18 protein-coding genes are annotated in these 17,456 nt (G+C 63.7%); 5 read left to right on the top strand and 13 right to left on the bottom strand.

Going from position 1 to position 17,456, the window contains the following annotated elements; all coding sequences use genetic code 11:
* Positions 1 to 13: 13 nt before the first annotated feature.
* Both LHFGNBLO_RS10600 and LHFGNBLO_RS10595 read right to left on the bottom strand, forming a co-directional pair.
* The gene (locus LHFGNBLO_RS10600; protein WP_258606630.1) at positions 14 to 364 is read right to left on the bottom strand and encodes a GNAT family N-acetyltransferase; all 351 of its coding nucleotides are present in this window, start codon (positions 362 to 364) and stop codon (positions 14 to 16) included.
* 106 nt (positions 365 to 470) lie between these two features.
* Positions 471 to 1,364, bottom strand: coding sequence for a dihydrodipicolinate synthase family protein (locus LHFGNBLO_RS10595; RefSeq protein ID WP_258606629.1), 894 nt, complete (start codon positions 1,362 to 1,364; stop codon positions 471 to 473).
* Positions 1,365 to 1,433: 69 nt separating this feature from the next.
* On the opposite strand from LHFGNBLO_RS10595, the gene LHFGNBLO_RS10590 reads away from it, so the two are divergent.
* Positions 1,434 to 2,126: a GntR family transcriptional regulator gene (locus LHFGNBLO_RS10590; RefSeq protein ID WP_258606628.1), complete on the top strand. Its 693-nt coding sequence runs from the start codon at positions 1,434 to 1,436 to the stop codon at positions 2,124 to 2,126.
* Positions 2,127 to 2,129: 3 nt separating this feature from the next.
* Here LHFGNBLO_RS10590 and LHFGNBLO_RS10585 read toward each other — a convergent pair whose 3' ends face one another.
* Positions 2,130 to 2,507, bottom strand: coding sequence for a winged helix-turn-helix transcriptional regulator (locus LHFGNBLO_RS10585; RefSeq protein WP_258606627.1), 378 nt, complete (start codon positions 2,505 to 2,507; stop codon positions 2,130 to 2,132).
* Between the two features lie 86 nt (positions 2,508 to 2,593).
* Between LHFGNBLO_RS10585 and LHFGNBLO_RS10580 the strand changes: the two genes are divergently transcribed.
* On the top strand, positions 2,594 to 2,923 hold the full coding sequence (locus LHFGNBLO_RS10580; protein ID WP_258606626.1) for a nuclear transport factor 2 family protein: 330 nt from the start codon (positions 2,594 to 2,596) through the stop codon (positions 2,921 to 2,923).
* A gap of 49 nt (positions 2,924 to 2,972) precedes the next feature.
* On the opposite strand, the gene LHFGNBLO_RS10575 is transcribed toward LHFGNBLO_RS10580, so the two are convergent.
* Entirely contained in the window at positions 2,973 to 3,176 is a 204-nt protein-coding gene (locus LHFGNBLO_RS10575; protein ID WP_258606625.1) for a hypothetical protein, read from the bottom strand.
* Between the two features lie 317 nt (positions 3,177 to 3,493).
* Positions 3,494 to 4,990 (bottom strand): CoA-acylating methylmalonate-semialdehyde dehydrogenase, encoded by a 1,497-nt coding sequence (locus tag LHFGNBLO_RS10570; RefSeq protein ID WP_258606624.1) that lies wholly within the window; start codon positions 4,988 to 4,990, stop codon positions 3,494 to 3,496.
* A gap of 378 nt (positions 4,991 to 5,368) precedes the next feature.
* On the opposite strand from LHFGNBLO_RS10570, the gene LHFGNBLO_RS10565 reads away from it, so the two are divergent.
* The 3 genes from LHFGNBLO_RS10565 to LHFGNBLO_RS10555 all read left to right on the top strand — a co-directional run bounded on the left by LHFGNBLO_RS10565 (position 5,369) and on the right by LHFGNBLO_RS10555 (position 8,984).
* A complete protein-coding gene (locus tag LHFGNBLO_RS10565) occupies positions 5,369 to 6,250 on the top strand; it encodes a LysR family transcriptional regulator (RefSeq protein ID WP_258606623.1) in 882 nt (293 codons plus the stop codon).
* A gap of 137 nt (positions 6,251 to 6,387) precedes the next feature.
* Entirely contained in the window at positions 6,388 to 6,828 is a 441-nt protein-coding gene (locus LHFGNBLO_RS10560; protein ID WP_258606622.1) for a hypothetical protein, read from the top strand.
* Complete coding sequence (locus LHFGNBLO_RS10555; protein WP_258606621.1) at positions 6,825 to 8,984, top strand: phospholipase D-like domain-containing protein; 2,160 nt, start codon at positions 6,825 to 6,827, stop codon at positions 8,982 to 8,984. Before LHFGNBLO_RS10560 ends, LHFGNBLO_RS10555 begins: the two co-directional genes overlap by 4 nt.
* Before the next feature lie 4 nt (positions 8,985 to 8,988).
* Here LHFGNBLO_RS10555 and LHFGNBLO_RS10550 read toward each other — a convergent pair whose 3' ends face one another.
* The 8 genes from LHFGNBLO_RS10550 to rsfS form a co-directional block, all read right to left on the bottom strand.
* A complete protein-coding gene (locus tag LHFGNBLO_RS10550; RefSeq protein WP_258606620.1) occupies positions 8,989 to 10,245 on the bottom strand; it encodes a D-amino acid dehydrogenase in 1,257 nt (418 codons plus the stop codon).
* 155 nt (positions 10,246 to 10,400) lie between these two features.
* Positions 10,401 to 11,552, bottom strand: a complete 1,152-nt coding sequence (gene alr, locus LHFGNBLO_RS10545; RefSeq protein WP_258606619.1) for an alanine racemase — start codon at positions 11,550 to 11,552, stop codon at positions 10,401 to 10,403.
* 81 nt (positions 11,553 to 11,633) lie between these two features.
* Positions 11,634 to 12,155, bottom strand: a complete 522-nt coding sequence (locus LHFGNBLO_RS10540; protein WP_258606618.1) for an RNA pyrophosphohydrolase — start codon at positions 12,153 to 12,155, stop codon at positions 11,634 to 11,636.
* A 4-nt stretch (positions 12,156 to 12,159) separates the two neighbouring features.
* Entirely contained in the window at positions 12,160 to 13,335 is a 1,176-nt protein-coding gene (locus LHFGNBLO_RS10535; RefSeq protein WP_258606617.1) for a divergent polysaccharide deacetylase family protein, read from the bottom strand.
* Between the two features lie 210 nt (positions 13,336 to 13,545).
* Positions 13,546 to 14,871, bottom strand: a complete 1,326-nt coding sequence (locus LHFGNBLO_RS10530) for a S41 family peptidase (RefSeq protein ID WP_258606616.1) — start codon at positions 14,869 to 14,871, stop codon at positions 13,546 to 13,548.
* Between the two features lies 1 nt (position 14,872).
* A complete protein-coding gene (locus LHFGNBLO_RS10525) occupies positions 14,873 to 16,204 on the bottom strand; it encodes a murein hydrolase activator EnvC family protein (RefSeq protein ID WP_258606615.1) in 1,332 nt (443 codons plus the stop codon).
* Between the two features lie 125 nt (positions 16,205 to 16,329).
* Entirely contained in the window at positions 16,330 to 16,812 is a 483-nt protein-coding gene (rlmH, locus tag LHFGNBLO_RS10520) for a 23S rRNA (pseudouridine(1915)-N(3))-methyltransferase RlmH (RefSeq protein ID WP_258606614.1), read from the bottom strand.
* Between the two features lie 28 nt (positions 16,813 to 16,840).
* On the bottom strand, positions 16,841 to 17,218 hold the full coding sequence (rsfS, locus tag LHFGNBLO_RS10515; protein WP_006327558.1) for a ribosome silencing factor: 378 nt from the start codon (positions 17,216 to 17,218) through the stop codon (positions 16,841 to 16,843).
* Positions 17,219 to 17,456 lie beyond the last annotated feature (238 nt).

Here is a 17,456-nt window from a genome sequence, read left to right as displayed (position 1 = left end):
TGGGTTGACACCGTCACGACGGGATTTCTCCGGGGTTGAGGGCTTTCGTCATCAGCGGGTTCCGGTCGGACCGGACGGTCATCCAACCGAGGCTTTGATAAAACCCTTCTGCCTCCTTGGCGGCATTGACTTCAAGCCGCTCCAAGCCAAACCCGCGGGCATAGTTCTCGACCTCTTGCATAAGTATCCGGCCCAGGCCGCGCCGCTGCAGATTTGGTTCGATGGCAACAAGCCTGACGATGCCGAGACGCGGACCGGCAACGTCCAGTCTGGCAGTCCCTACCGGCGCGCCATCGCGCATGAGGAGCAGTGGATGGTTGCCCGCAAGACGGTCGTCGGGATGCCGTTCGTCATAGCCATCCAAGCCCCGACCCTCCCAAAGAACGCTCTTGCGAATACGGTGATATGCCGCCCAGTCTCCATCGCTTTCGACGCGCCTGAGATGGACCCGAGACGGCATACGACCTTCCTTAGAACGTCGGCAGCTTCGGCCGCACCGCCAGTGCATCCCTGACGATCTTCTCGACCGCCTTGCGGCGCTCGCCCGACAGCGGCTGGCGCGGCATGCGCACGCGGTCGTTGGTGTCGATCGCGAAGACTTCGGCGAGCTTGATGTTCTGCACCAGATAGGTCGACACGTCGAGGTCAAGCAGCGGCCGGAACCAGCGGTAGATGGCCAGCGCTTCCTCGCGGCGGCCCTGCTTCATCAACTGGTAGATGGCGACCGTCTCGCGCGGGAAGGCAGTGACCAGTCCGGCCACCCAGCCGATGGCGCCGACCGACAGCGCCTCGAACGCCAGATTGTCGACGCCGGTGAACAAATCATAGCGGTCGCCGAAGCGGTTGATAATCTCGGTCGAACGGCGGATGTCGTCGGAGGATTCCTTGATGGCGACGAAACGCTTGTCCGTCGCCAACTCTTCCATCTGGTCGACGGTGACGTCGACGCGGTAGGCCAGCCGGTTGGAGTAGATCATCACCGGCAGGTCGCCGGCCTCGGCGACAGCGCGCAAAGCCGCGACCGTCTCTTGCTCATTGGTGTGGTAGATCGGGCTCGGCACCACCATCAGCCCGTTGGCGCCCTCTTTGGCGGCACGACTCGCGATGCTTGCCGCCTCGCGGGTGCCGGCTTCGTTGACCGTCAGCAGGACCGGCTTCTTGCCGGCCACCTTCTGTGCCGTCTTGAGTACCTCGATCTTCTCGTCATGCGACAGCATCGGCCCTTCGCCGAGCGAGCCGCAGACGATGATGCCGTCGCAGCCGGCCTCCATCTGCAGCGCAAAGCAGCGCTCCATCTCGGTATGGTCGAGGCGGTCGTCCTCGGTGAATTTGGTCGTGACGGCGGGAAAAACTCCAGTCCACATGGTCATCTCTCCATCTGATATATCAGTGATATATCTTACACAAAAGCCGCTGTCAATACGGATTCCGCTATGATATATCCTGGATATATCAGGAGATGCACCTTGGCGTTGGTCGATGAAAGCCAGAGCTCCGAGCCGGTGGCGGCGAAAGCCTATCGTGTGCTCGAGCATATGATCGTGACGCTCGAACTGGCGCCGGCCAGCTTCGTCACCGAAGGCGCGCTGATCGAGAAGCTCGGGCTCGGCCGCACGCCGGTGCGCGAGGCGATCCAGCGGCTGGCCTGGGAAGGCTTGCTGGATGTCCGGCCGCGCGCCGGCATTGCCATTGCTCCGCTCCATTCCGGCGACTGGCTGCGCGTCCTCGACGCCCGGCGTGGTGTCGAGGTGGTGCTGGCCCGTTCGGCCGCCCGCTTCGTCACCCGCGAGGCCGCCGACCTGTTTCACGACGCGGCGCTCGCCATGCAGAAGGCGGTGATCGCGGGCAACGTGCTGGCCTTCATCCAGGCCGACAAGGCACTCGACGAGGCGCTGGCGCTGGCTGCCGACAATCCATATGCCGCGCGACTGGCGGCGCCCTTGCAGACCCACAGCCGTCGCTTCTGGTTCCGCTACAAGGCCGACACAGGTCTTGCCGAATCGGCCGAGCACCATGTCGCGCTGATCCGTTCGATCCTTGCCGGCGACGAGGAGGCCGCGGCCAAGGACGCCAAGCGCCTGATGGCACTGCTGCGCGGCCATGCCGAGGCGGCGGCCCGACGATAGCGCTCAGCCTTTGGCCGGCTCTTTGAGAGCTGCCCATTTCAGCAAGGCGTCGAGAGCCGGGCACAGTGCCTGGCCCCAGTCGGTCAGGCAGTACTCGACTTTCGGCGGCACCTGATGATGCACGATGCGGCGCACGATGCCGTCGGCCTCCATCTGTCTCAGCTGCTGGATCAGCATCTTCTGCGAGATCGCCGGGATCGCCCGTTCGAGATCGGAAAAGCGCAGCACCTTGCCGCCGAACAGGTGGAACAGGATGACCAGCTTCCAGCGGCCTTCGAGAATGCGCAGCACGTTCTCCACGCCGCTGGCCGCCGACAACGGCGTCAGCTCCTCATCCTTACTCTCAGGTAAGTACCTTACTTTTTCGTCGGTTCTTGTCATTTCTTCAGCATACCGCACTTTAGGGACCGGACAAGTGCCGCGGAAACTCGCGACTGCGGCCGGAACTGGAACCGGAGAACGAAACCATGATCGCAAAACTCCCTCAGCCGCTGACGGACTATTTTGCCGCCAAGAACAGGCATGACATCGACGCGATGCTCGTCCCCTTCTCGTCGGATGCTACGGTCCGGGACGAAGGCGAAACCCATCACGGCTCGGCCGCCATCCGCAGCTGGATGGAAGCAACGACGCGCAAATACCGGGTGACGGTCGAGGTTGCCGACGCTTTTGTCAGCGGCGATGCGTGGCGGATCGCCGGTATCGTTTCGGGCAATTTTTCGGGCAGTCCGGCAACGCTGCACTACGGTTTCACGCTGCATGACGACCGCATCACCCGGCTGGAGATCGGCGCATGACCATGTTGTAAAAATTTCCCGCGGCCGAGCAGGAATTTGTCGGCTGCGCTCAGGTGCCCGGCAACGCCGCTGTCGTTATCTCGCTCTGCCAGCCTTCGCCTGCCGAGACCACACAGCTTTGACCCCGCGTGTCAGTGGCGAGGATAGTCCAGGTGCCTTGGTCGGAAACGAAGACTTCCAGAACAACATTGGGATTGACCAAGCCGAGCGCGGTCACCTGTTCGTGAAACCTCTCGCCGAGTGCCTTGACCATGTCAGTTCGTGCAGCGCACTGCGAGGCAGCACCTGCCGGACCAGCGAGAGACGCTGAAGCTGCCAAACAAACCAAAGTCGCCATGAGACGTGTCATCTGGCACCTCCTTGCGCCTGACGGTATCCTCCGAAGCCGCCGCCATCACCGTTGATTGATCCGCCGCACCCCGCGCCGGGATTGCAATCCAGCTGCTCCCTGTCTGCCTAGTTCCATCACATTGGCGTTCGCGCGGATATGAACCGCGACACAGACACCAAAAATAAAAGACCCGGGCTTTTGGCCCGGGCCTTCTTGAACTCGATCGGTTGTCGTTCCGGTCAGTTCATCGTTGGGATGACGAACTCCGCACCGTCTTTCACACCGGACGGCCAGCGCGAGGTCACCGTCTTGGTCTTGGTGTAGAAGCGGAACGCATCCGGTCCGTGCTGGTTGAGGTCGCCGAAGGAAGAACCCTTCCAGCCGCCGAACGTGTAGTAGGCGATCGGCACCGGGATCGGCACGTTGACGCCGACCATGCCGACCTGGACGCGCGAAGCAAAGTCACGCGCCGCGTCGCCGTCGCGGGTGAAGATGGCGACGCCATTGCCCATTTCGTGGTCGTTGGCGAGCTTGATGGCGTTTTCGTAGGTCGGCGCGCGCACCACCGAGAGCACCGGCCCAAAGATCTCTTCCTTGTAGATGCGCATGTCGGCTGTCACATTGTCGAACAGGCAGCCGCCCATATAGTAGCCGTCTTCATAACCCTGCATGGAGAAGCCGCGGCCGTCGACGACCAGCTTGGCGCCTTCCTTGACGCCGATATCGACATAACCCTTGACCCGCTCCAGTGCCTGCGCCGTGACCAGCGGGCCGAAATCGGCGGAAGAGTCCGTCGACGGGCCGACCTTGAGGCCCTCGACGCGCGGGATCAGCTTTTCCATCAGTCGGTTGGCGGTGTCGTTGCCAACCGGGACGGCGACCGAGATCGCCATGCAGCGTTCGCCGGCCGAGCCGTAACCGGCGCCGATCAGCGCATCGACGGTCTGGTCCATGTCGGCGTCAGGCATGATGATCATGTGGTTCTTGGCGCCGCCGAAGCACTGCACGCGCTTGCCCGACGCGGTGCCGCGCGAATAGATGTACTGCGCGATCGGCGTCGAGCCGACAAAGCCGATGGCCTTGATGTCGGGATCGTCGAGGATGGCGTCGACCACGTCCTTGTCGCCGTTGACGACATTGAGGATGCCTGCCGGCAGGCCGGCCTCGATGAACAGTTCGGCAATGCGCATCGGCACGCCCGGATCGCGCTCGGAAGGCTTCAGGATGAAGGCATTGCCGCAGGCGATGGCCGGGGCGATCTTCCACAGTGGGATCATCGCCGGGAAATTGAACGGCGTGATGCCGGCGACGACGCCGAGCGCCTGGCGCATCGAATAGACGTCGATGCCGGGGCCGGCGCCATCGGTGAATTCGCCCTTCATCATGTGCGGCGCACCGATGCAGACCTCGACCACTTCGAGGCCGCGCTGGATGTCACCCTTGGCGTCGGCGATGGTCTTGCCGTGTTCGCGCGCCAGGATCTCGGCCAGCGCGTCATATTCCTTGGCAACCAGTTCGAGGAACTTCATCAGCACGCGCACGCGCCGCTGCGGATTGGTCGCCGCCCATTTGGGCTGTGCTTCCTTGGCGTTGGCGACGGCTGCACGCAGTTCGGCCTGAGACGCCAGCGCCACCGTGCCGCGCACCGTGCCGTCCATCGGCTGCATGACATCCTGCTTGCGGCCGCTGGTGCCGGCGACATGCTTGCCGCCGATGAAATGACCGTATTCGATCATGATTTCTCTCCCTTTGTTGTGATGAGGCATTGTCCGCCTTTGCACGATCGATGGCAACGCGAGCGAACACGCAACCGTTGTGCAGAAAATAGATAGCGGTAGCCGCCTGTGCATCAATTACCGCAAATGGTAGGGTGCGCTTGTCGTCACAGGAACTCTCAAGGTTGAGCTTCGTCGCACCCCCCTCTGTCCTGCCAGACATCTCCCCCTCAAGGGGGGAGATCGGCAGCTTCATCGCCGGCCCCTCCTTTGCTTCGTTGAAGATTTGCGAAGGCGGACATGACATCCAATCTCCCCCCTTGAGGGGGAGATGTCCGGCAGGACAGAGGGGGGTGGGCGGGAACGCGGCGCCTGATGCAACAATCTCGGACCATCCCCATGAACTGGGATGACGTCCGTATCTTCCTTGCCGTGGCCCGCGCCGGTCAGATCCTTGGCGCGGCCAAGCGGCTTGAGCTCAACCACGCCACCGTCTCGCGCCGCATTGCGGCACTCGAGGATGCGCTGCGGACAAAACTGTTTCGCCGGCTCACCACCGGCAGCGAGCTGACGCCGGCGGGCGAGCGTTTCCTCGACATTGCCGAGCGCATGGAGGGCGACATGATTGCCGCGCGCTCGACCGTGGCCGGCGAAGGCGACGATGTCTCCGGCACCGTGCGCATCGGCGCGCCGGATGGCTTCGGCGTCGCCTTCCTGGCCAAGCGCCTCGGCGAGCTGACCGCCCTTCACCGCGAGCTCACCATCCAGCTGGTGCCGGTGCCGCGTTCCTTCTCGCTGTCGAGACGCGAAGCCGATATCGCCATCACTGTCGAGCGGCCGACGGAAGGCAGGCTGGTGGCGGGAAAGCTGGTTGACTACACGCTCGGCCTGTTCGCGTCCCGCGCCTATGCCGAGGCGCATGGCTTGCCACAGACGGCCGCCGAGCTTGGCCAGCATACGCTGATCGGCTACGTGCCGGACCTCATCGTCAGCCCGTCGCTCGACTATGCGGCCGAGTTCAGCGCCGACTGGCGCACCAGCTTCGCCATTTCCTCGGCGCTCGGCCAGGCTGAGGCGGTGCGTTCGGGCGTCGGCATCGGCATCCTGCATACCTTCGTCGCCCGCTCGATGCCGGAGCTGCTGCCCGTCGACATCGTCGCGCCCATCCGTCGCGCCTACTGGCTGGTCTATCACGAATCGGTCAGGCCGCTGCGCCGCGTCCAGATCGTTGCCAACTTCATCACCGAGGCGGTGGAGCGGGAGCGTAGGCTGTTCGTGTAGGCTGCCGCCTCTTACCTTGCCACCAAATCCCGCCTTTCCCTTGCCACAAATTCAATGAGTGTGGCGGCAGGCGCGGGAATTGCCGCTGAGACGGTGGAGCGCCGGTGGGACATTTTCGGAAAGCTGGCGCGGAAAAAATGCGAGCCGTTCTTGCCATCCTGCCGCTGGTTTTCGTCTCGGCCTGCGCCAACCCATGGACGAAGGTGCCGGAATCAGAATTGCCCAAGCCGATCCGCACAGCGATGGCCCGCCCGTCACCCTTCGTCTTCGGCAATTATTGCGGCCCCGGCACCCGCACCGGCGACCTGTCGGCACGGCCGGTCAACCGCCTCGACGCCGCTTGCCAAACCCATGACGCCTGCTACATCGCCCGTCACAACCATTGCGACTGCGACGGCGCCCTTGTTACCTCGGCGAAAGCGATCCGCGATAGCAAGGCGACGCCAAGGAAGATGCGCGGCGAGGCAGAGCTTTTGATCGCCACTTTCGCACTTCCCGTCTGCAAGGTTTTTCCGCAAGGTTTCATGCCGCCGCGCGATCCCGGCCAGTTGAAGGCAATGAACGGTGCAGCGGGATGAACCGGGCCGCATGCATGGCCCTGTTCGGGCTGGCGCTCGCCGCTCTTGCCGGTTGCGCCGGTCCGCTCGGCCGCAATTCCTGCGATTTCTTCCCCGGCGAAAAGGATTGCGCGCGGCCCTCGCTGTCGGCCAAGGCATCGGGGCCGCAAGTCGCGGCCGCGCAATTTTTCGGCGACGCCAGCCCAAGCGACTACGAAAAGCGGTTTCTGGCGCTGCTCGCCCACAACCAGATTGGCGCCATGGACCGGGCGAACGGCACCGGTCCCTTCGGCCATGACCGTCACGACATCGCCAACAGCGACTTCCAGGCGACCTATCGGGCACTGGAACGCCTGGCGAAACCGATCGCCACTGAACAGGTGCCGCCGGCGAGTGGCAAAAAGGGCGAAGGCCATTTCGACGGTCGCTGGCGGGTGTCGCGGCAGACGCTGTACATCGACGCCGCCGCCCGGCCTTCTGGGCCCAAGACCTTCAGCTTTTCCGGCCTGCAGGCGCGTTCGGTCGAGATCGTGCTGCGCCAGGCAGGTCAGCAACCGGTCGACATCGGCGGCGCCTGTGACGGCGCGCTGGGGTTCCGTGCCGGCGGCCATTCGCGCACAATCGCCAAGGGCGCGGCATTTCGTTTCCGCCTGTCCGGGGGAGGCGTCACCGTCAGCCTGTTTCCAAGCGACGGCCTGAACCGCTGCGACCTCAATATCCGCTCCAGCCTTGCTCCGGCGGGCGCTCCGCTGACCATCCTTCGCGAAGATGTCGCCGACCCGGCGCTGGCTGCTTTCGACAGCCGCTACCAGCGCTGCCCGATCCCCGATCCGGCCGGCCTCGATGCGCTCGACCGTGTTTTCTACGCCAGCCGCTGGCTATCGCAGACCTGCGCCCTGCCGCTCGGAAAGCCGCGCCTGTTGCGCAAGTCGCGCGACGGCTTCAACGCCAAGGTCGAAGCGCTGATGGGCGCGGCGCTGCCCGACAGCGCCTTCGACAAGGGCGATCCCGAACTGCCGCTCGACTTCTCGCACGCACCAAGGCTCAAGCTGATCTGTCTGTCGTCGCTGGAGTTCAAGGCAGACTTTTCCGGCCGCATCATCGAGCGGCTGATCCGCCATCACGCCGCCCTTGGCACCAAGGTACGGATCATGGTGACCGACGTGCTGGAGCGCGAAAAGGACGACGCCATGCTGCACCGGCTGGCGGCCGAATTCCCCAATGTCGAGCTGCAGGAATACCGCTGGCGGGCGGACCGTGGCGCACCGATAGACGAGCAGCTGTCACAGCTGCACAAGACCCACCACGTCAAGATGCTGGCGACGCTGGCCGAAGATCCCGCCCGCTCACGTGTCATCATCGGCGGTCGAAACATCCATGACGGCTTCCTGTTTCACAAGCCTGTCGACCTGTCGCGCTATCCCAATCTCCAGCAGTATGGCGGGACCGACGGGCTGTCGCTGAACTACTATTCGAACTGGAGCGACTTCGACATCGAGATATCAGACCAGGCCACGGTCGAGACGCTCGCCGCGCACCTTTCGACGCTGTGGTTGCGCGATGCCGACACCAACATCGCCCGGCCCTTCTCCATTCCGGTTCGCGCCGGCGGCCAACGTCCGCAAGGCACGGCGCGCCATTTCATCTCCGTGCCCTACGCGGACGGGCATGCACTGGAGAGCTATTTCATAGAGCTGATCGACACCGCCCAACACCATATCGAGATCGTCAATCCCTATCTCAACCTGACGCCGAAGCTCGCCCAGGCCTTCGACCGGGCGCTGGCCCGCGGCGTCAAGGTCGACATTATCGGCCGCATCGACCTCAAGGGCGACATCGGCGGCAAGTTCCTCACCGCGCTCAACAAGCTGTTCGTCGAGAAATACGGCGACCGTATCAACATCCGCGAATTCAAGGCGCCGGATGTCGTGCTGCATTCCAAGATCATGATGATCGACGAAAGGTTGGTGACGATCTCGTCGGTCAACCTCAACAACCGCAGCTTCTTCCACGACTCAGAGAACGGCATGATGGTGCTCGACCCCGCCTTCTATCGCCGCATGCAGCCGATCTATGACGACTATGTCGCCCATTCGAACCCGGTCTCCACGAACGTGACGATTCCCTGGGCCTATCGGCTGCTGTTCAGCAAGGGCTGGGTGAAGGAGGCTTTCTAAAGCCCTACCTGACGTATCGTTCCGGTCCGAGGTCGCGCACGTTGATGTTGGGCACCCGGCTGGACATGATGTCGGCCAGGACCTTGGCCGAGCCGCAGGCCATGGTCCAGCCGAGCGTGCCGTGGCCGGTGTTGAGATAGAGATTGGAGAACTCGGTGCGGCCGATCAGCGGCGGCCCGTCTGGTGTCATTGGCCGCAACCCGCACCAGAAGGTCGCTGCCCGCATGTCGCCGCCGCCCGGAAACAGATCGCCGACCGAATGCTCGAGCGTGCGGCGCCGCGATTCATGCAGCCTGAGGTCGAAGCCTGAAATCTCCGCCGTGCCGCCGACGCGGATGCGATCGCCCAACCTGGTGATCGCCACCTTGTAGGTTTCGTCCATGATCGTGGATTCCGGGGCGGCGGCGGCGTCCTTGATCGGCACGGTGATCGAATAACCCTTGACCGGATAGACCGGGATCGGCCGTTTCAGCAGGCGCATGAACCGCGCCGAATAGCTGCCCATCGCCATCACATAGGCCTCGGCGACCCTCGAACCCTTGTCGGTGCTGATGCTGGTAATGCGGTTGCGATTCCGGATGACCCGCCTGATCGAGGTGCCGTATTCGAAGGTAACGCCGCGCGCCACGCACAGCTCGGCCAGACGGTCGGTGAACATCTTGCAGTCGCCGGTTTCGTCGCCCGGCAGCCGCAGGCCGCCGACGAACTTTTCACGCACGCCCGCCAGCGCCGGCTCCGCCCCGATGCAGCCCTCGGGATCGAGGACCTCGTAGGGAACGCCATATGTCTTCAGCACCTCGACATCGCCAGCCGTGCCGTCGAGCTGCTTTTGTGTGCGGAACAGCTGCAGCGTTCCCTTGGCCCGCTCGTCATAGGCGATGCCGGTCGTCTCGCGCAGCGCCTTCAGCGTGTCGCGGCTGTATTCGGCCAGTGGCACCATCCGCGCCTTGTTCACCGCGTAGCGTTCCGCCGTGCAGTTGCGCAGCATCTTGACCAGCCACACCCACAAATGCGGATCCAAGGCCGGCCGCACCACCAGCGGACCATGCTTCATCAGCAGCCATTTGATCGCCTTCAGCGGAATGCCGGGTCCGGCCCATGGTGAGGCGTAACCTGGTGAGACCTCGCCGGCATTGGCGAAGCTGGTTTCCAGCGCCGGACCCTTCTGGCGGTCGATCACTGTCACTTCGTGGCCGGCCTCGGCAAGGAAATAGGCTGTGGTGACCCCGATCACACCGCCGCCCAGCACCAGAATCTTCATCGTACCATTCTCCACGACGACGTCTTGTCAGGGCTTGAGGCCGAGATCGTCACTTTCTGTCTGCCGGATTTTGCGGCGTCCGCCAAGTGCCCGATGCATGTCGCCCAAAAGTGCGCAGCGGTTTTGGGATAACGACATGAACAAAAACAAAAAGCCTATCCGTTGAGATAGGTCCGGTAGAAGCGAGGTCCGAGGCTGGTCAGGATTTCATAGCCGATCGTGCCGGCATGACCGGCCGCGTCGTCGACGCTCTGCGACGGGCCCAGCAGTTCGACGAGGTCGCCTTCCGCAAGCCTGCCAAGAGGCAGCGCCGAAATGTCGAGGATGATCGAATCCATCGACACACGCCCAAGAAAAGGCAGTCGCACACCTTCGAACCAGGCGGCGGAAGCCGCACGGCGGTGCCAGCCATCGGCATAGCCAAGCGAGATCGTCGCTGCTCTCAGCGGGCCGGCGGCGCGAAACGCGTGGCCGTAGCCGACGCCGGCTCCCTCTTGGAGGCTGCGCGTCTGTATCACCTTCGCCTGCAGCCGCACCACCGGCAGCATCGGGTTGGGTTCGCTTGGCGTCGGGTTGATGCCGTAGAGCGCGGCACCCGGGCGGGCGAGGTCGAAATGAAAGGCCGGCCCCAGGAAAATGCCGGAGGAATTGGCTAGCGAAACACGGGCCTCGGGCAACATCTTGCGCAAGCGTTCGAACTCCAGCCACTGCCGCTCATTGGCCGGATGCTCCGGCTCGTCGGCGCAAGCGAGATGGCTCATCACCAGGGCGACGTCGATCCCGTCGAAGGCATGCGAATCGGCGGCAATCGCCTCGACCTCTGCGAGCGGCATACCGAGCCGTGACATGCCGCTGTCGACCTGTATTGCGGCCTTGAGCTTGCGGCCCGCTCGTTTGGCCCTGGCGCGCCAGGCTGCCAGTTGTCCGGTGCTGTTGATAACGGCATTCAGCTCCGCCTCCACTGCCTCGCCTTCGGCACCCGGCTGAATGCCGTTCAGCACATAGATCGCCGGCCGTGAACCGAGCGCTGTGCGCAGCAGGATGCCTTCGGCCAGATGCGCGACGAAGAAGGTGTCGCAGCCTTCGGCTGCCAATGCCCCTGCCACTTCGGCCCCGCCGAGCCCATAGCCGTCGGCCTTGACGACGCCGGCACAGGCTACGCCGCCAAGCAACACTTTCAGCCGCCGGTAATTCTCACAGAGCGCACCGAGATCGATGGTCAGGATGGCACCGGCTGCCGCCTCGCTGATCGGCTGCGAGCTGGTCTCATGCGCTTGACGCTGTGACTTTCCGGATGCGCTGCTCATCCCGGCCCCTTGGCTTCTGGCGTATCAATCTATCAGTAAGGACAGACCATGCGTGCCGCAACAGTGGCGCCTCCACGCCGGCTACGCCACCAGATGCCGGAACACCGCCACAACGTCCTCATAGACCTTGCGCTTGAACGGCACGATCAAGTCGGGCAGATCCTGCATCGGTCGCCACGCCCATTGATCGAACTCGGCCGTATGACCGCCCGGCGGCGGATTGATCTGGATCTCGCTCTCATCGCCCTGAAAGCGATAGGCAAACCATTTCTGCGTCTGGCCGCGATAACGCCCCTTGAAGGCGACGCCGACCAGATCAGCCGGCAAGTCGTAATTGATCCACTGCGGCGCCTCGGCCAGCAATGAGACCGAGCGCATGCCGGTTTCTTCGTAGAGTTCCCGTTCCGCCGCCTGCAGCGGTTCCTCGCCCTTGTCGATGCCGCCCTGCGGCATCTGCCAGAGCTGCGTCGTACCGGCGAATTCGCTGTCCGGTTCGGCGATGCGATGACCGACCCAAACCAGGCCGTCGCCATTGAGGATCATCAATCCGACACAGGGACGGTAAGGCAGCGTTTCTGGATCGACCGGTTTCTTCTTCGCCATGCCCTCAGCCTTTTTCCGGGTCGATGGCCACCGCCGAAATCGGCACGATCTCGATGCCGCGCTTCTTGGCCTCGGTCACCCAGGACGACACGGTGTCGACCGTCAGGTCGAAAGCCGAGCCGATGCCGATGGCATAGCCTTTCGCCCGCGCCGTGGCTTCCAGATCGTCCAGCTTCTTCAATATGGCGCCACGATCCTGCACGGCATCGATAGCGGCGTCGCCGCCGGCGAATGGCACGCCGTCCTTCAGCGCCAGCTCGGGCGCCAGGCTGCGCGCCGAAGATCCGTCGTCGACATAGGCCAGGCCGCGCTTGCCGAGTTCGGCCATGAATGGCCCCATCGCCGTCGCGTCGGCCGAAAAGCGCGCGCCCATATAGTTCATGACGCCGGTATAGTTGGTCGTCCGCGACAGCGCCCAGCGCAGATTCTTCAAATTCTCCTCCGGCGTCGCGGAAACCGTAAGCGTGTTGCGACCGGGATTGACGTTGGGATAGTCGAACGGTTCGAGCGGCACCTGCATGACAACTTCATGCCCGCTCTGCCGAGCCGCCTGCATCCAGCGCCCAATGCTGTTGCCTTGCGGCGCGAAAGCCAGCGTCACCTCGGCCGGCAGCTTGGCAATCGCCGCCTGGGTGCCGGTCTGCGACACGGCGAGCCCGCCGATGACGATCGCCACGCGCGCGCCGCGTGCCCCGGACCACGGCCGCGCGTAGACATCGAACGGCCGCCTGCCGTCGGCGGCACGGATCGGCAAGGGGCCGGTTTCGCTGGCTTCGATCAATGCCTTGTCGGGAAGATGCGCGATCTTCAGGTTCTGGCCGATCGTCGAAGGGTCGTGAATGACGATGGCCGCCTTGGGCGGACCGTCGCCCTCTTCCTTTTGCACATGGATGATCTGCGGCCCGTCTGTCTTGGCTGGCGTCTCCGCTTTGGGCACGGGCGGGGTCACCGGGGCTGGGGCGGGCTCTGCCGCCGCCGTCACCTTCGGTGTCGAGACCGCGACTTCCTGCGGCTTGCGGAACGGCTTCTCGCGCAGTGCGATCGCGCTGGAGACGCCGACTACCGCCAGCACGACAAGCGTGGCCGCAACCGCACCGGGGCTGATCCCTCGCCGCGCCGCGCGCGGCGGCCGGACGGCCTGTCCGAGCGGGCGTTCGATGTCCTTGCCGATATCAGCCAAGTCGCATCCCCGGGCGCATGGATCCGAAAAGTGGAAATACTTTTCAGACGGCGCAAATTCAAAAGTTGGCGCGTCCTTCGCGCCTTCCCAGGAGAAGCACCGCTACCGCTGCGGCCTCCCCCCGAATCAAACTGCCGGAACCTCGCGGTCCCGGCAGCATTGCATCGCTTCGGTCAGGCGGCCAGAGCTGTCTGCCTGGCCGATCGACCTTTACTGGTTGAGCACGGTTTTGTTCGGATTCGGCGGGAACGCCGGATCGGTCTTCTCGCCGCGCAGCAGCTGCTCGGCATAGATCAGTTGCAGGTCGTCCTTCGGATCCGGCGGCACATAGGCTGCGGAGCCCGAACCGGTTTCGCCCTCTTCGGCACCCTTGATATGGCCCTTGAGGTCCGATTCGCCGCGGGTCAGGTCCCTGCCCTGCAATTCCGGCGGCAAAGGCTGGTCGACCTTGATGTCGGGCGTGATGCCCTTGCCCTGGATCGACTTGCCGGACGGCGTGTAATAGAGCGCCGTCGTCAGACGCAGCGCGCCGTTCTCGCCGAGCGGGATGATGGTCTGCACCGAGCCCTTGCCGAAGGACTGCGTGCCGACCACCGTGGCGCGGCGCAGGTCCTGCAGCGCGCCGGCAACGATTTCCGACGCACTGGCCGAGCCGCCATTGACGAGCACGATCAGCGGCTTGGCGCCGATGTCGTCGCCGGGCCGGGCGTCGAAGCGGGTGACATCCTTCGGATCGCGGCCGCGGGTCGAGACGATCTCGCCACGGTCGAGGAAGGCGTCGGACACACTCACCGCCTGGTCGAGCAGACCACCTGGATTGAGGCGCAGATCGAGCACATAGCCCTTGAGCTTGTCGTTCGGCACCTGCTTCTTGATGGTGTCGATGGCGTTCTCGAGGTCGTCATAGGTCTTTTCGGTGAAGGAGGTGATCTTCATGTAGCCGATGTCGTTCTCGACCCGGAACTTGACCGCCTTTACCTTGATGATATCGCGCACCACCGTCAGCTCGATCGGCTTGTCGGCGCCCTGGCGCAGGATGGTGAGCTTGATCGGCGTGTTGACCAGGCCGCGCATCTTCTCGACCGCATCGTTGAGGGTCAGGCCGCGAACCTCTTCGCCGTCGATCTTGGCAATATAATCGCCGGCAAGCACGCCCGCCTTGGCGGCTGGTGTGTCGTCGATCGGCGTGATCACCTTGACCAGGTCGTTCTCCATGGTGACCTCGATGCCGAGGCCGCCGAACTCACCCTTGGTCTGGACGCGCATGTCCTGCGCCTGCTCGGCATTCATGTAGGAGGAATGCGGATCGAGCGAGGCAAGCATGCCGTTGATGGCGTTCTCGACCAGCGACTTGTCATCGGGCGGCGTCACATACTGCGCCCGCACGCGCTCGAAGATGTCGCCGAAGATCGCCAGTTGCTTGTAGGTCTCGGAGCCCGCAGCGTTCGCCGTCGAGCCCGGCGCGCCATAGACCAGGCTCATAGCGGATGCGCCCATCAGCGCACCGGCAAACAGAAGCGACAGTTTCCGCATCATTTCACGTCCTTCCAGAAAAACGGTCCGCCCACCATGGGGCCGGATCGACGGGTTTTCCATCCTTGCGGAACTCGACATAGAGTTCCGGCGTGGCATTTCCATTCTTCGAGGCCGAGGTGCTTGCTACCCGGGCCTCTCCCATCGCGCCGACCGGCTCTCCTGCGAGCACCGACTGGCCAGACGCGACGCTGATTCTGCTCATCCCCGCCAGAACGACATGATAGCCGTCCCCTGCGTTCAGGATCAAGAGTTGACCATAGGAGCGAAACGGCCCCGCATAAAGCACATTTCCATCCGCCGGTGCGGTGACGATGGCTCCCGATTGTGTCGCAACCATGTCGCCAAGCATCACCGCGCCGTTACCGTCATCGGCCCCGAAGCGCCGTTTGATCTTGCCGGTCACCGGCAGCGCGATCTGCCCCTGAAGCGCCGAAAAGGGGGCTGCGGCAGTAAGGCGGTTGCCTTCCGGCACCGGCAGCGACGCCAGTTCCGTCTGGGCCGGGACCGTGTCGCCCTCCGCTGTCTTTTGCTCGGCCGCCTTTGCCGCGGCCGCCGCCTTGCGGGCCTTGTCGGCCTCCAGCGAGGCGATCAGCTCCTTCATGCTGCCAGCCTTGGCCGCCAGCGCTTGCGCTCGCTGCTTCTCTGCGGCCAGCGCCGTTTGCGTATCCGCTGCGAGCTTCTGCTTGGCTTCAAGCAGCATGCCGAGCCGCTTCTTTTCCGCCGTCTGCTCGCCGACCGCTGCCGTCAGCCGTGCCCGCTCGGCCTCGATCGAAGCCGTCACCCGCGACTGCTCCTTGAGGTCGGCCAGCAATATGTCTGTCTGCTGGCGCAGTTCCGGCACCACGGCGCCGAGCAGGATGGCGCTGCGCACCGACGACAGCGCATCCTCGGGCTTGACCAGGATCGCCGGCGGCGGGTTGAGCCCCATGCGCTGCAGCGCGCCCAGTACTTCGGCCAGAACGTCGCGCCGCGCCAGCAGCGAAGCGCGGATTTTCTGTTCCTGGTCCTTCAGTCCTTCGAGCTTGGCGCCGATGTCCTCGATGTCCTGGCCAAGCTTCTGCTCGGTCATCGCTGACTGGATCAGCGCCGCGGTGATCGAGGCATGGTCCTTCTTGACCGTCGCTATGTCGGCGGCGAGCTTGGCCAGCCGCTCGGACGACAGCGTGATCTCTTTCGAGATCTGCTCGTATTCGGCCCGGCTCTGGTCGGGGTCGGGCGCCGTGTCGAGCGTGTTCTCTGCCCAGGCAGCGCCGAGCGACAACGCCAGTGCCGCCGCAGCGATGCCGCAGCGCGCGCGCCAGGAGCCCGTTCTTGATTTCCAGTCCTCAGACATTGAAGCCCGACTCTATGCGTGGCTTCGTTAACGAACAATCAACCATGTTCGAAACCCCGACCTCTTGGCGCATTCTCGCTGCGCATTGGGGCGGAAATCCGGGCGGCGGGTGAGAGTTCGCGACTTTACGAACGATGATAGGGGTGCCCCGAAAGAATTGTGGCTACCCTGTAGAGCTGCTCTCCCAGCATAACGCGAACCAGTTGGTGCGGCCAGGTCAGCGCGCCGAACGACACCATCAATTCGGCCTGATCGCGCAGCGACTGATCGTGGCCGTCGGCGCCGCCAATGGCGATGACCAGCGCCTTGCGGCCGCCGTCGCGCAACAGACCGATACGCCCAGCGAAATCCTCGGAGGAAAAATTCTTGCCGCGTTCATCGAGCAAGATCAGCGCTGTGCCTTGCTGCAGCTGTGTCTGCAGCTTCTGGCCTTCCTCGCGCCGGCGCTCATTGGCAGTCTGGGCGCGGCCTTCCGCAATCTCGACAAGCCCCGAGAATTCGAGCCCCACTGCCGGGCCGCTCTTGGCGAAGCGCTCGAAATAGCGGTCGGCAAGTTGCTTCTCAGGGCCGGCTTTCATCCGGCCCACGGCATGAACGGTAATCTTCATCCCTGCCTCGAAGAACAGCCTTGGCTGCTCAGTGGAGGGTCTCTTCCTCGAGATCCGGCGCCTGCCACATCTTTTCGAGATTGTAGAAGTCGCGGACTTCGGGACGGAAGACATGGACGATGATGTCGCCCGAATCGATCAGGACCCAGTCGGCGCCTGCCAGCCCCTCGACGCGCGCGGTGCCGAGGCCGGCATCCTTGAGCGCCTTGAGGAGATGATCGGCGACAGCCGAGACATGGCGGTGCGATCGGCCCGACGCGATGACCATATAGTCGCCGAGGCTCGATTTCCGCTGAATGTCGATTGAGACGATGTTTTCGGCCTTGGAGTCTTCCAGACTGGCAAGGACTGTCGTGATGGCGCGGGACACGGCGTCGTTTACGCTGATCCCGGCCGGCGAAGGCACGATGTCGGCCTTCTTCCGCAGTGCTGTTCTCAGTGTATTTCCTTTCGCAGCAAGAACAACCAAATCACCCCTGAAATCAGGTGACACCACTTAGATAGGCAGAGTTCCGTTGCAGTTTCAAGACGTCAGCCCAAACAGACGCGAACGCAGGACCGATCTTCCGGTTCCGCGTACCCAAGAAAAATCGGAACCCTTGGCACGTTGCAGGGGTTATCGGCACACCGACCAACCGGATTTC

It is taken from the genome of Mesorhizobium sp. AR10, from assembly GCF_024746795.1.
GTDB lineage: Bacteria > Pseudomonadota > Alphaproteobacteria > Rhizobiales > Rhizobiaceae > Mesorhizobium.
The sequence above is the reverse complement of the archived record's forward strand: the minus strand, read 5'-3'. Positions and strand labels throughout refer to the sequence as shown.